At 57.7% G+C, this 12828-nt stretch carries 14 protein-coding genes; 5 read left to right on the plus strand and 9 right to left on the minus strand.

All coding sequences use genetic code 11. From position 1 onward, the window contains the following. Positions 1-103 precede the first annotated feature (103 nt). From WMO44_RS03220 to WMO44_RS03250, 7 genes are all read right to left on the minus strand, one after another. Complete coding sequence (locus WMO44_RS03220; protein WP_249247951.1) at positions 104-1474, minus strand: sodium-dependent transporter; 1371 nt, start codon at positions 1472-1474, stop codon at positions 104-106. 14 nt (positions 1475-1488) lie between these two features. Further along, complete coding sequence (locus tag WMO44_RS03225) at positions 1489-2316, minus strand: pseudouridine synthase (protein WP_097780193.1); 828 nt, start codon at positions 2314-2316, stop codon at positions 1489-1491. Between the two features lie 129 nt (positions 2317-2445). After that, positions 2446-2850: a GerW family sporulation protein gene (ytfJ, locus tag WMO44_RS03230; protein ID WP_055184500.1), complete on the minus strand. Its 405-nt coding sequence runs from the start codon at positions 2848-2850 to the stop codon at positions 2446-2448. A gap of 79 nt (positions 2851-2929) precedes the next feature. Further along, a complete protein-coding gene (locus WMO44_RS03235; RefSeq protein WP_349151724.1) occupies positions 2930-3658 on the minus strand; it encodes a DUF2953 domain-containing protein in 729 nt (242 codons plus the stop codon). 3 nt (positions 3659-3661) lie between these two features. Then, the gene (gene scpB / locus WMO44_RS03240) at positions 3662-4207 is read right to left on the minus strand and encodes an SMC-Scp complex subunit ScpB (protein ID WP_349151725.1); all 546 of its coding nucleotides are present in this window, start codon (positions 4205-4207) and stop codon (positions 3662-3664) included. Then, entirely contained in the window at positions 4204-4926 is a 723-nt protein-coding gene (locus tag WMO44_RS03245) for a segregation and condensation protein A (RefSeq protein ID WP_349151726.1), read from the minus strand. Before WMO44_RS03245 ends, scpB begins: the two co-directional genes overlap by 4 nt. Continuing rightward, positions 4927-5595 carry a site-2 protease family protein gene (locus WMO44_RS03250; protein WP_349151727.1) on the minus strand — a complete coding sequence of 223 codons (669 nt, stop codon included), beginning with the start codon at positions 5593-5595 and terminating at the stop codon, positions 4927-4929. A 193-nt stretch (positions 5596-5788) separates the two neighbouring features. Between WMO44_RS03250 and rpmB the strand changes: the two genes are divergently transcribed. The 5 genes from rpmB to WMO44_RS03275 all read left to right on the plus strand — a co-directional run bounded on the left by rpmB (position 5789) and on the right by WMO44_RS03275 (position 10287). Next, positions 5789-5977, plus strand: coding sequence for a 50S ribosomal protein L28 (gene rpmB / locus WMO44_RS03255; RefSeq protein ID WP_080545321.1), 189 nt, complete (start codon positions 5789-5791; stop codon positions 5975-5977). A gap of 69 nt (positions 5978-6046) precedes the next feature. Further along, positions 6047-6223, plus strand: a complete 177-nt coding sequence (locus tag WMO44_RS03260) for a DUF4250 domain-containing protein (protein WP_349151728.1) — start codon at positions 6047-6049, stop codon at positions 6221-6223. A 79-nt stretch (positions 6224-6302) separates the two neighbouring features. Beyond that, the gene (locus WMO44_RS03265; protein ID WP_349151729.1) at positions 6303-7061 is read left to right on the plus strand and encodes an esterase family protein; all 759 of its coding nucleotides are present in this window, start codon (positions 6303-6305) and stop codon (positions 7059-7061) included. Positions 7062-7330: 269 nt separating this feature from the next. Further along, positions 7331-7693: a metal-sensing transcriptional repressor gene (locus WMO44_RS03270; RefSeq protein ID WP_349151730.1), complete on the plus strand. Its 363-nt coding sequence runs from the start codon at positions 7331-7333 to the stop codon at positions 7691-7693. Between the two features lie 38 nt (positions 7694-7731). Next, positions 7732-10287 (plus strand): heavy metal translocating P-type ATPase, encoded by a 2556-nt coding sequence (locus WMO44_RS03275; protein ID WP_349151731.1) that lies wholly within the window; start codon positions 7732-7734, stop codon positions 10285-10287. A 219-nt stretch (positions 10288-10506) separates the two neighbouring features. Here the strand turns inward: WMO44_RS03275 and WMO44_RS03280 are convergent, their stop codons facing one another. Together WMO44_RS03280 and WMO44_RS03285 are read right to left on the minus strand one after the other, a co-directional pair. Beyond that, complete coding sequence (locus WMO44_RS03280; RefSeq protein ID WP_005926148.1) at positions 10507-11058, minus strand: NADH peroxidase; 552 nt, start codon at positions 11056-11058, stop codon at positions 10507-10509. A gap of 262 nt (positions 11059-11320) precedes the next feature. After that, complete coding sequence (locus WMO44_RS03285; RefSeq protein ID WP_055184518.1) at positions 11321-12682, minus strand: uracil-xanthine permease family protein; 1362 nt, start codon at positions 12680-12682, stop codon at positions 11321-11323. Between the last annotated feature and the right edge of the window lie 146 nt (positions 12683-12828).

The raw sequence follows: 12828 nt of genomic DNA on the forward strand, positions 1-12828 counted from the left end.
GCATATAGCAGTGTTCCCCGCCGGGAGAAGCACTGTATATGCTTTTATATTACACTTGTACCGCCCGTTCGTCAATCAAAGGCGGAACGCACTTGTTAAAAAATCACGCAAGAAATTTGTCGTAAAGGCCAAATGCAAAGATGAACACCACGATGAGCGGCAACACATAGGTCAGGTAGCCGCGCATCCAGTCCTGCACCTTAAGGCCCTTGCCGGTATTGACCTCTTTTTTGTAGTTCTGCCAGCCCCAGCCGTAGCGGGTAACACAGAACAGCAGATACACCAAGCTGCCCAACGGCAGAAAGAGGTTGCTGACCAGAAAATCCTCTACATCCAGCACAGCACCGCCGAATACCGCAAAGCCATCCCATGCCCACAGGTTATAGCCCAGCACGCAGGGCATGGACAGCAGGATGATGAGCACGAGGTTCACCAGACTGGACTTTTTGCGGCTGCATCCGGTCAGCTCCATGCCGCAGCAGATGATATTTTCAAACACTGCCAGCACGGTGGACGTGGCTGCAAAGGCCATGAACAAAAAGAACAGGCTGCCCCACAGCCGCCCCATGGACATATTGGCAAAAATATTGGGCAGGGTGATAAAGATCAGGCTGGGGCCGCTGGTCTGGTCCACATGGTAGGTAAAACAAGCCGGGAAGATGATCAGACCGGCGGTAATAGCTACGAAGGTATCCAGCACCACGATGCGGACAGACTCGCCCAGTAGAGAGTGTTCCTTGCCGATATAGCTACCAAAAATGGACATGGCTCCGATGCCAAGGCTCAGGGTGAAGAAGGCCTGATTCATGGCGGAGACCAGTGTGTTGACCACGCCCACCTCCTGCATCCGGGCAAAATCCGGCACAAGGAAGAAGGAAAGACCCTCTTTTGCCCCGGGCATGAACAGGCTGTTGACAGCCAGCACCACCATAATGAGAAGCAGGGCGATCATCATGCCCTTAGTCACGCGCTCCAGACCACTTTGCAGACCCTTGGCGCACACCAGAATGCTCACTACCACCACAAATACCATCCAGAAGGTCATGGTGGCGGGGCTGGCCAGCATTTCGGTAAACTTACCGGCCACCTGCTCGGCGTTCAGCCCTGCCAGCTTACCGGTGGCGGTCATGTAGAAATAGTGCAGCATCCAGCCTGCTACGGTGGTGTAGAACATCATCAGCAGGTAGCAGCCGATGAGGGTAAAGTAGCCGTGGATGTGCCACTTCTGTCCCGGCTTTTCCAGCGCCTGATACGCCCGCACCGGGCTTTTGCGGGAGGCGCGCCCCACGGCAAACTCCATGGTCATGATGGGCAGACCCAGAATGACCAGAAAGATCAGGTAGAACAGCACAAAAGCACCGCCGCCGCCCTGACCGGCAATATACGGGAACTTCCATACGTTGCCGATGCCGATGGCACAGCCTGCGGAAAGCAGAATAAAGCCCAGACGGGATTTCAGAGTTTCTCGTTCCATGATTCGATAACTCCTTACTTCTGCTTCCGGGGTGCGTTTTTGCCCACAGGGCCGCGGGGACGGCGCTCGGCAGCCTTGGACTGCTGGACAGCAGAGCGGGTCTGTGCACGGCCCTTGACCGCTGCGGCGCGCAGACCGTTCACCTCGGCCTTAGTCAGTTCGCGGTAGGTGCCGGGCTTGAGCATGCCCAGCTTTACCACGCCTTCTGCGTTGCGCTTCAGGCGCACCACCTCAAGACCCACGCTCTCGCACATCCGGCGAATCTCGCGGTTCTTACCCTCTTTCAGGGTCATTTCCATCACGGTGCGGCCGGGCTCATCAGTGACCACGTTGATAGCACAGGGCATGGTCTTGGTGCCGTCGTCCAGCACGACGCCGCTGCTCAGCTTGAGGATGGTGGCTTCATCGGCGCGGGGCTGCACGGTAACGCGGTACAGCTTGGAGATGCCGCCGGATGGATGGGTAACGGCCTGTGCAAAGGCACCGTCGTTGGTCATCAGCAGCAGACCCTCGCTGTCCTTATCCAGACGCCCCACCGGGTACAGGCGGGCGGGGATGTCGCTGACCAAGTCCATCACGGTCTTGCGGCCTAACTCGTCGCTAGCGGTGGTTACATAGCCACGGGGCTTGTACAGCGCCAGATAATACAGCTGCTGGTTCTTCTGGATGTAGATGCGCTCGTCATCCACATGGAGCACGTCACGGTTGGGGTCCATCTTGTCGCCCACCTTGACCGGGTGGCCGTTCACCTTGACGCGGCCCTCGGCAATGATCTGCTCGGCGGCGCGGCGGGAGCACAGACCCTGCTCGGCCATGATCTTCTGAATACGTTCTTCTGCCATAATATTACTCCTTGTGCGCCTCACGGCGCTCAAAACGCGCACCGCTTCCCTGCTTTGCGGGGCACGGTGCGCGGCTATATAAACCGCAGGCCAAAAGGTCTGCGGCTGCGGTTAGGTTGCTATAAAGGGTTACTCTGCCTTGGGCTCCTCTGCGGGGGTCTTGCCGTCCTTTTTGACCAGAGCGGTGAGTTTTTCCACCAGCTCGGGCAGCATGGTCAGGGCTCGATCGATGCTGTTGGAGCTATCCGACAGCTGGATGGTGCGCACACAGCCATCCTTGATGACCAGAAATGCCACCGGCTGGATGTTGACACCGGCACCGGAGCCGCCGCCGAACAGATCCTTGTTGGCAGCATTCTTGCCGTTAAAATCGGTACCGCCGGAGGCGAAACCAAAGCTCACCTTGGACACCGGCAGAATGGTGATGCCGTCCTCGGTGGTGATGGGTTTGCCGATAATGGTGTTGGAGTCCACCATCTGGTGAATCTTTTCCATTGTAACGTTCATCAGACCCTGAATAGGATGCTCTGCCATAAAACAACTCTCCTTTATTCATCCGTACAGACGTTCGCCCGCCGGAAAGCATTCTGATATAGATTTAGTGTACCACACTTTATATAAAGATGTCCAATACTTTTTTGCGCCAGAACTCGTACAGCACCCGCACGGCGGCAATGACGATGAACAGCGCCTGTGCGCTGACCCGGAAGGACACCTTGTCCTGCACAGTAGGCTGGGCGCTGCCGAAGTCCGGCAGAACGCGCAGCTGGTCAAATTCCAGAAAGAAAAAGTGGTCCAGCATGCCAAGGGTCGGGTAAAGCCACGCCTGCAGCTTGCCGTAATTGCGGGCAGCTGCAGCGGGGTCGTCCCCGCGCACGCCAAAACAGACCGAGATCTTTGTAAAGCGGATGGCGCCAAACACTGCCCGTAGCAGCGTACCCACGCCCCGCAGCATGGTGCAGATCACATCCAGCGTGAGCTTTGCCTTTTGGCGGGGCGGCTTTTCCGCTTTGGGCTTTGCGGGCTGCGCAGCCTTTTTTTCAGCTTTTTTGCGCTTGCGCTCTGCACGCCATGCACGGAATTTTGCTTTCAGTCTGCCGGTAAAGCCCTTGGACTCCTCCGGCTGGGCGGGCGGTTCCGGCTTTGGGTATTGGAACACCGGAAAAGTGATGCCCAGTGCCCCGGCTTTTACGGTGAGCGTATCGTTTTGCCAGCAGACATCCGCGCAGAAGGGGCACAGCAGCAACAGCGCCGCCAGCACCAGAATGATCAGCAGCAGGATGCCCACCACCTTGAGGACGAACAGCAGACAAGCGCCCACTGCGGAAAGAACCATGACCATGGATCAGCCCTCACTTTCGGTCGGATCATCTGCCGGTGCATCGCTGTGCACCGGCGGCAGGTCTGCCAGACTGGACAGGCCAAACACGCGCAAAAAGGTATCGGTGGTGCGGAAGCTGACCGGACGACCCGGCAGGTCCAGACGACCGGCTTCCTCGATCAGACCTTTTTCCAGCAGGCCGGACACGCTGGAGGAGGAGTCCACGCCGCGCACCTGCTCGATAAAGGCGCGGGACACCGGCTGGTTGTAGGCGATGACGGTCAAGGTCTCCATAGCCGCAGGGCCAAGCGGCACAGCGCGGCGGCTGTCCAGCACGCGGCGTACACAGTCCGCCCACTGGGTCTTGGTGGCAAGTTGCCACCGGGTATTGAGATGCAGTAGGCACAGACCGCTGTCCTCCCGCTGGTAGCGGGTGTGCAGGGCTTCCAGCGCGGTCTCTACGGTAGACTGCGGCAGCTGCACCGCCTGTGCCAGCTTATCGGCAGCTATGGGGTCGCCGCAGGCAAAAAGCATAGCCTCCACGGCGGCAAGGGTTTGTTTCTGGTTCATGGGTTCTCCTTATTGCGTTCCGGGCGGGTACGGCGCATGGTCAACTCTCCCCTGTCGTCCAGCGCGATGCGTCCGCCGCGCACCAGCTCCAGCAGCGCCAGAAAGGTAGCTACGTTGGTGCTGCGGCTCTGGCTGCGGGAAAACAGCTGTTCCATCTTTGCCACGGTACCGCCCAGCATCCGGCGCAGGATATACACCACCCGGCTGGTGACCGACACCATAGGCGCGGTGACCAGCGGCTCAAACTGCTGCTGGGTGGGCACACGGCGGGTCTTGGTGCGTCCCGCCAGCGCCTGCCAGTAGTCCGCAAGCATCTGCGGGGCATGGTGCAGCGCGTAGGTGTTGTCCAGCTCCATCTCCATAGGACGGCGCACGAACACCGGGGCGGCTTCTCCTTTTGCGCGCAGCAAAGCCGCCATGCGGCGGCACTGGTCGTACTCGATCAGCTGACCGGTGAGTTCCTGCTTCATGCGCTCGCCCTCTTCGCTGCGGGGCAGCAACAGAAAGCTTTTCATCTCCACCAGATGCGCCGCCATCTCAATGAAGGCGCTGGCAGTCTCGGGGTCGGGGTCGGCTTGCTCCACGGTGCGGGTGTACTGGTCGATGAGTTGCAAAATAGGGATATTATGCAAGTCCATTTTATGTTTGGCCACCAGCGCCAGCAATAATTCCAGCGGGCCGTCAAAATCTTCCAGATGGAAGGTCAATTCCTCTGCCACTCAGATCACCGCCCCAAGGCTGCTTGCATAAACGGTGTAGGCGATCTTATCAATATACCCGGTGCCCATACCCAAAAGCGACCACACCACGTTGTTCAGGTAATACAACGGCACATCCAGAAAGCCGCCCCACACCGCTGCCAGCATGACGATCATAATATATTTTTCGTACCGCATCAGGCCAAAGTAGATGCGCTGCGGCAGTACCACCAGCAGAATGCGGCTGCCGTCCAGCGGCGGCACGGGAATGAGGTTGAACACCGCAAGGCTCACGTTCATCAGCACCAGATACCGCAAAAACATGGCAATGTAAATGGTAGCGTTATTGACCGGTGCCCAGTAGTACATCACCTTCCACGCCACCATGCCAAGGTAGGCCAGCACAAGGTTTGCCACAGGGCCGGCCAGTGCAGTGAGCGCCATACCCCACTTAGGGTTTTTGAAGTTGCGGGGGTTGGTGGACACAGGCTTTGCCCAGCCCACGCCCGCAAACACCATGCACAGCGTGCCCAGCAGGTCAAAGTGGGCAAAGGGGTTCAGCGAAAGACGCCCTTCACGTTTGGCGGTGGCATCGCCCAGCAGCCATGCTGCCAGCGCATGGCCAGCCTCATGGAACGGAATGGCCACCAGCGCCACCAGTGCGCGGATGATAATTGCCTGTGCGGTCATGTAAATCTCCTGTCAAAACGAATTTCTTCCTTTATAATACTATTTTTTTGTGCCCTGCACAAGCCCCACAGAACCGGGAATGCAAAAAGCTGCAAGAAATTTAAAAAAAGACTTGCTTTTTCTTTGTATCTCTGGTAAAATAGTCAAGCTGATTATTTTGATTCCATACTTCACTGTAGGAGGTGCAATTACCATGGCTAAGTGTGAATGCTGCGGCAAGGGTGTTACCTTTGGTATCAAGGTCTCTCACTCTCATCGCCGTTCCAACCGTACCTGGAAGCCGAATGTCCGTCGTGTCAAGGCGGTCGTGGAGGGCTCTCCCAAGTATGTCTACGCATGCTCCCGTTGCCTGCGCGCTGGCAAAGTTACCCGCGCTGTCTAATTTGGTGTATGTGGCCGGTCACTTTGTCGAGTGGCCGGCTTTTTTATTTGCCGCAAGGAGAGGAATAAAATGTCTTTGCCTGTTGATCCCATCATGCTGCTGAGCGTGGTGAACCTGAAACTGCGGGATCAGTATAAGGATCTCGATGCGCTGTGCGAAGATCTGGAGGCCGACAAGGCCGGTCTGTGCACAAAGCTGCACGCTGTGGGCTACGATTACGACCCGCAGCGCAACCAGTTTATCTGATTATAGCTTCCAAATCCGGTACCGGTGCGCAGCGACTGTGCCCGGGCCGGTGAATGATAAAATAAGGAGTGCTTGATTTATGATCCAGGGTACCTATTACAAAGAGTGGAGCACGGTTCTTGGCCGTGAGATGGAGTTTAAGGTGTACGGCCATGCCGGTGTGCCGGTGCTGGCACTGCCCGCCCGCGGCGGCCGTTTTTACGACTGGGAGAATAATGGGATGCCCGATGCCATTGCCCAGCTGCTGAACGAGGGCAAGGTGCAGCTGTTCTGCGCGGATGCCGTGGACGGCGAGGGCCTTTTGAACGGTGATCTGCCCCAGCGCCGCCGTGCCGAGCTGCAGGAGAAGTATTTCGTCTACCTGACCGCTGAGCTGGCTCCCCGCATTCTGACCCTGAACAACGCCAAAAAGGGCACCCGGATCTGGACTGCCGGAGTGGACTTGGGCGCTTACCACGCCGTCCACTGCCGCCTGCGTCGTCCCACCCTGTTTGCCGGTGCTGTGGGCATGGGCGGCATCTACGACCTGACCCGCTTCTGGGGCACCGACAGTGATGACATGGTGCTGCGCTGCTCTCCCCTTGCCTATCTGCAGGAGAACGGCATTGCCAACAAGCTGGCATTGACCAAGGCAGAAGAGAACTGCCTGATCCTCTGTGCCGGTCAGGGTGCCTACGAGGGCGATGCACTGGATGACACACAGGCATTGGCTGATCTGCTGAAGGATCAGGGTATGCCCGCACATCTGGAGATCTGGGGCGGTGACGTCTCCCACGACTGGTACTGGTGGGGCAAGATGTGGAGCCTGTTTGCACCGCGCATTCTGGAAGTAAAGTAAGTATTTTTAACGAGGGAAAGCCTGCAGGGCTTCCCTCGTTTTCTTATGTGCAACGGTTTTGAATGGCCTCCGCGTGCGCTCTGGCCATGTTCAGCGGTATTTTACTTTTAAATTTATGGTTCAGAAACACCTGCGGCGTTTCTGAACCATTTTTTGTTTGCAGCACCATTTATTCTTGATTTCCTACTTGAATTGTCGGATATTATGTGCTATACTGCTGTTGCAAGAAAATATACCCCACGGGGGTTTATGAAAGGAGTGTTTCCCGTATGGAAGAGACCAAAAAGCACTGTTGCTGCTGCGTTGATACGCCGGAAGCAGACACTGCGTCAGATACCACTGTCCCCTGCTGCTGCCGTCACAAAGAGCGCAGCCAAGAGGAATACAAAGCCCTGCTCAACCGGCTGAACCGCATTGAAGGGCAGGTGCGGGGCATCCGCGGAATGCTGGAAAAGGACGCCTACTGCGTGGATATTCTGGTACAGGTGGCTGCAGCCAATGCGGCGCTGAACAGCTTTTCCCGGGAATTGCTGGCGCAGCATATCGGCAGCTGTGTGGCGGACGACCTGCGTGCCGGCAGCAACGAAAAGCTGGAAGAACTGCTCCGGCTGCTGCCCAAGCTGATGAAATGACCGCCCGCCGGGCAGACTGACCACAAGGAGAAAAAGCAATGGAACAATTCAATGTTACCGGCATGAGCTGCGCGGCCTGCTCTGCTCGGGTAGAAAAGGCCGTAAAGAGTGTGCCGGGCGTCACCGGTTGTTCGGTAAGCCTGCTGACAAACTCTATGGGCGTAGAAGGCACAGCAGAAGATTCCGCCATTATCCGTGCCGTAGAGCAGGCCGGTTACGGTGCAAGCCCCAAAAAGGCTGCCGCAGCGGCCAGTACCAGCGCAGAGCTGGACGCGCTTGCCGACCACGAAACACCCAAGCTGAAACGGCGGCTTATCGCCTCGCTGGGCTTTTTGCTGGTACTGATGTACTTTTCCATGGGGCACATGATGTGGGGCTGGCCGCTGCCCCGCTGGTTTGACGGCAACCACATCGCCATGGGGCTGGTACAGCTGCTGCTGGCGGGCATCGTGATGGTGATCAACCAGAAGTTTTTCATCAACGGCTTCAAAGGGCTGGTGCACCGCTCCCCTAACATGGATACGCTGGTGGCTATGGGCTCGATGGCAAGCTTTGTGTGGAGCACCTACGCCCTGTTTGCCATGACTGATGCGCAGCTGCACGGCAACGAAGAACTAGTCATGCACTACATGATGGAGTTCTATTTTGAGTCTGCCGCCATGATTTTGACCCTCATCACGGTGGGCAAAATGCTGGAGGCACGCTCCAAGGGCAAGACCACCGATGCACTCAAGAGCCTGATGAAGCTTGCCCCCAAAACCGCCACCCTGCTGCGGGACGGTGCTGAGGTGACCGTGCCCATTGAACAGGTGCAGAAAGAGGACATCTTTGTGGTGCGTCCGGGCGAGAACATCCCGGTGGACGGCATTGTGCTGGAAGGCAGCAGTGCCGTGAACGAGAGCGCCCTGACCGGCGAAAGCATCCCGGTGGACAAGGCCACGGGCGATAAGGTAAGCGCCGCCACCACCAACCAGTCCGGTTATTTGCAGTGCCGCGCCACCCGCGTGGGCGAGGACACCACACTGGCGCAGATCATCCGCATGGTCAGCGATGCCGCTGCCACCAAAGCCCCCATTGCAAAGATCGCAGATACCGTATCCGGCTTTTTCGTGCCTGCGGTCATCAGCATTGCAGTGGTCACTACCCTTGTCTGGCTGCTGCTGGGGCGGGATGTGGGCTACGCGCTGGCACGGGGCATCTCGGTGCTGGTCATCAGCTGCCCCTGTGCGCTGGGTCTGGCAACGCCGGTGGCTATTATGGTTGGCAACGGTTTAGGCGCGAAGAACGGCATCCTGTTCAAGACCGCTGCGGCGCTGGAAGAAGCCGGGCGCACCCGCATCGTAGCGCTGGACAAGACCGGCACCATCACCTGCGGCGAGCCCACTGTCACCGACCTTCTGCCCGCTGCGGACGTGACCGAGACCGAGCTGCTCACGCTGGCCGCCGCGCTGGAGGGTCGCAGCGAGCACCCGCTGGCGCGGGCAGTGCTGGCCTATGCGGAGGAAAAGCAGCTGGAGCTGCCCTCTGTTACCGATTTTACTGCCCTGCCAGGCAACGGCCTTGCCGCCACGCTGGAAGGCAAGGAGATCTTTGGCGGCAACGCTGCTTTTATTGGCACAAAGGTCTCTATCCCCGCTGTGCTGCAAACTGAGGCTGCCGCACTGGCCGCTCAGGGTAAAACGCCCCTCTTCTTTGGCGGCGCAGGTCGTTTGCTGGGCGTTATCGCAGTGGCAGATACCATCAAGGAGGACAGCCCGCAGGCCATCCGGGAGCTGCGGAATATGGGTATCCGGGTTGTGATGCTGACCGGCGATAATCAGCGCACCGCCGAGGCCATTGGCCGACAGGCCGGGGTGGACAAGGTGATCGCCGGGGTGCTGCCGGAGGGCAAGGAGGCTGTTATCCGGCAGCTGCAGAAGTACGGCAAGGTGGCTATGGTGGGCGACGGCATCAACGATGCCCCTGCCCTGACCCGCGCTGACACCGGCATTGCCATCGGTGCAGGCACGGATGTAGCCATTGACGCTGCGGACGTGGTACTGATGAACTCCAAGCTGTCGGACGTGCCCGCCGCCATCCGGCTGAGCCGTGCTGCCCTGCGCAACATCCACGAAAACCTGTTCTGGGCATTTATCTACAACATCATCGGCATCCCGCTGGCAGCCGGTGTGTTCATTCCCTTGGGGCTGACGCTGAACCCCATGTTCGGCGCAGCTGCCATGAGCCTTTCCAGCTTCTGCGTGGTGAGCAACGCCTTGCGGCTGAACCTGTTTGACCTGCACAGCGCAAAGCGTGACCACCCGCCCAAACACGTCCCTGCCCTGCCTGCTGCCCTTGTGCAGCCCGCAGCGGAGGAAGATACAACTTACAAGGAGAAGATCGTTATGAAAAAGACCCTGACCGTAGAAGGTATGATGTGCCCTCACTGTGAAGCCCGCGTCAAGAAGGCTTTGGAGGCTCTGCCGCAGGTGGACGAGGCTGTTGTCAGCCATGAAGCCGGTACCGCCATCGTTACCCTGAACGCTGAAGTGGACGATGAGGTGCTGAAGAAGGCCGTGGAAGCACAGGATTATCCTGTTACCGGCATCCAGTAAGGGTATCAGCACCACAAATGCAAAAAAGGCAGCTGCGCGTATTCTGCGCAGCTGCCTTTTTTGTAGCAGTACGATTTTGAATGCGCGCCGCGTTCGCTTTGCGCATCTTTAAGATCTCATTTTTACGAAAGAAGTCGTCACCACGATTGAAACACAAAAAGCCCGCTGCAGGGCAGAATGTCCTTGCAGCGGGCAGCATAGATAACCGGGGAACCCTTATCAGACTTCGGTGTTGAAGTAGCGCTTCAGCAGGCCCTCGAAGCCACGGCCGTGACGAGCTTCGTCCTTTGCCATCTCATGGACAGTGTCGTGGATGGCGTCCAGATTCAGAGCCTTAGCCTTCTTGGCCAGATCCATCTTACCGGCACAAGCACCGCACTCGGCCTCGGCACGCATCATCAGGTTCTTCTTGGTGCTGTCGGTCACGACCTCGCCCAGCAGCTCTGCAAAGCGGGATGCGTGGTCAGCTTCTTCGTAAGCATAACGCTTGTAGGCCTCGGCGATTTCGGGGTAGCCCTCACGCTCTGCCACGCGAGCCATAGCCAGGTACATGCCGACCTCGCTGCACTCGCCCTCAAAGTTAGCGCGCAGACCATCCACGATCTCCTGCGGCACGCCCTCTGCCTTGCCGATGCCAACAACATGCTCGGTGACGTAGGTGTTACCGGTCTTTTCCACAAAAGCGGAAGCGGGAGCCTTGCAAACGGGGCACTGAGCGGGGATCTCACCCTCAGCGATATAACCACAAACGGTGCAAACGTATTTCTTCATAAGAATTTACCTCCATTCGATCTGTTAAAAATGATACAGGACGGAACCACCCGCCTGTTGTTTCTATGCGGGGCAGCCGCGCTGCCGGGTATAGAAAGAGCCATGGAAAGAAGTTTTGTGCTTTGTGCACTTCCCTTTCCATGGCTCTATTATAGCGAATAATTCCTAGTTAGTCAAGTGTATTTTTAAGAATTATTCCTATTTATTAAAATCTGGCAGAATGCCCAAATTCCACTGCAGAAAACTGGGCGCATTACCGGAATCAGACCTGCAGGTTGCCGCTGGTAGCAGCATCGGTACCGGCAGTGGCGTCAAATTCGTAGTCGTTGCCGGGCAGGATGGCGTTGAGCAGAATGCCTGCGATAGCAGCCACAGCCAGACCGGACAGGTTGATGGTGACGCTGCCAACGGTAAAGCCAACGCCGCCCACAGAGTTGAAACCCAGTGCACACACCAGAATGACGGCGGCAACAATCAGGTTGCGGCTGTTGGTGAAGTCCACGCGGTTCTCCACCACGTTGCGCACGCCGATGGCAGAGATCATGCCGTACAGCACAAAGCTGATACCGCCGATGATGCCGGTGGGAATGGTGTTGATGACGGCCTCAAACTTGGGGCTGAAGCTCAGGATGATGGCCAGCACAGCTGCAATGCGGATGACCAGCGGGTCGTAGATCTTGCTCAGCGCCAGCACGCCGGTGTTCTCGCCGTAGGTGGTGTTGGCGGGGCCGCCCAGCAGACCAGCCATGGTGGTGGCCAGACCATCGCCCATCAGGGTGCGGTTCAGGCCGGGGTCGTTGATATAGTTGTGGCCGACGGTGGCGCTGATGGCGGCGATATCGCCGACGTGCTCCATCATGGTAGCCAGTGCGATGGGGATGATGGTGAACAGCGCGCTGATGAACTCCGGGCTGCCGTCAATGGCAAACAGGCCCATAGCCTCCTTGTGCAGAGGGATGCCCAGCCAAGCGGCCTCGGAGATCTTCTGGAAGTCCACTGCGCCGGTGACCAGTGCCACAGCGTAGGAGACCAGCACACCAATGAGAATGGGCAGGATCTTGACCATACCCTTGCCCCAAATGTTGCACACGATGACAGTGCCCAGCGCCACAAAGGCCAGCAGCCAGTTGGACTGGCAGTTGGTGATGGCAGAGGGGGCAAGGATCAGGCCGATGGAGATGATGATGGGGCCGGTAACCACCGGCGGGAAGAACTTCATGATGCGGCGGATGCCAAAAGTGGAGATCAGCAGGCTGGCCACCAGATAGACCAGACCCGAGAATGCAACGGCAGCGCAGGCATAGGGCAGCATCTTGGTGTTGGCAACGGTCAAGTTGCCATTGGCATCAGCCAGCATGGGAGCCACGATGGAAAAGCCGCCCAGATACGCAAAGGAGGAGCCGAGGAATGCAGGCACCTTCTTTTTGGTGATAAGGTGGAACAGCAGGGTGCCCAGACCGGCACACAGCAGAGTGGTGGAAACGCTCAGGCCGGTGAGCAGCGGCACCAGAACCGTTGCACCGAACATGGCAAACATGTGCTGCACACCCAGAATGAACATCCGGCCGGTGCCCAGCTTTTTGGCGTCATATACGCCCTTGGAGTAATCGATCTTTTCGCTCATAGAAAACCTCCTGTACTGTTATTCCCAAAAAAAGAGGCATTGCCGTTGAAACAGCAGTGCCTCTGAATTTCAGGAACAAGACCTCCACACAAAAATGGGAAAGAAACCGCTATGCAGTCGCTCACACTTAAACATTGTGCTCCTCC

Source organism: Faecalibacterium tardum (assembly GCF_040096515.1).
GTDB lineage: Bacteria > Bacillota > Clostridia > Oscillospirales > Ruminococcaceae > Faecalibacterium > Faecalibacterium tardum.

Excerpts from the sequence above, each read along its gene's own strand:
- WMO44_RS03265 (WP_349151729.1), top strand. The coding sequence starts at position 6,303 with ATGATCCAGGGTACCTATTACAAAGAGTGGAGCACGGTTCTTGGCCGT.
- WMO44_RS03280 (WP_005926148.1), bottom strand. The coding sequence starts at position 11,058 with ATGAAGAAATACGTTTGCACCGTTTGTGGTTATATCGCTGAGGGTGAG.
- scpB (WP_349151725.1), bottom strand. The coding sequence starts at position 4,207 with ATGAACCAGAAACAAACCCTTGCCGCCGTGGAGGCTATGCTTTTTGCC.
- WMO44_RS03220 (WP_249247951.1), bottom strand. The coding sequence starts at position 1,474 with ATGGAACGAGAAACTCTGAAATCCCGTCTGGGCTTTATTCTGCTTTCC.
- WMO44_RS03225 (WP_097780193.1), bottom strand. The coding sequence starts at position 2,316 with ATGGCAGAAGAACGTATTCAGAAGATCATGGCCGAGCAGGGTCTGTGC.
- ytfJ (WP_055184500.1), bottom strand. The coding sequence starts at position 2,850 with ATGGCAGAGCATCCTATTCAGGGTCTGATGAACGTTACAATGGAAAAG.
- WMO44_RS03250 (WP_349151727.1), bottom strand. The coding sequence starts at position 5,595 with ATGACCGCACAGGCAATTATCATCCGCGCACTGGTGGCGCTGGTGGCC.
- WMO44_RS03235 (WP_349151724.1), bottom strand. The coding sequence starts at position 3,658 with ATGGTCATGGTTCTTTCCGCAGTGGGCGCTTGTCTGCTGTTCGTCCTC.
- rpmB (WP_080545321.1), top strand. The coding sequence starts at position 5,789 with ATGGCTAAGTGTGAATGCTGCGGCAAGGGTGTTACCTTTGGTATCAAG.
- WMO44_RS03260 (WP_349151728.1), top strand. The coding sequence starts at position 6,047 with ATGTCTTTGCCTGTTGATCCCATCATGCTGCTGAGCGTGGTGAACCTG.
- WMO44_RS03285 (WP_055184518.1), bottom strand. The coding sequence starts at position 12,682 with ATGAGCGAAAAGATCGATTACTCCAAGGGCGTATATGACGCCAAAAAG.
- WMO44_RS03275 (WP_349151731.1), top strand. The coding sequence starts at position 7,732 with ATGGAACAATTCAATGTTACCGGCATGAGCTGCGCGGCCTGCTCTGCT.
- WMO44_RS03270 (WP_349151730.1), top strand. The coding sequence starts at position 7,331 with ATGGAAGAGACCAAAAAGCACTGTTGCTGCTGCGTTGATACGCCGGAA.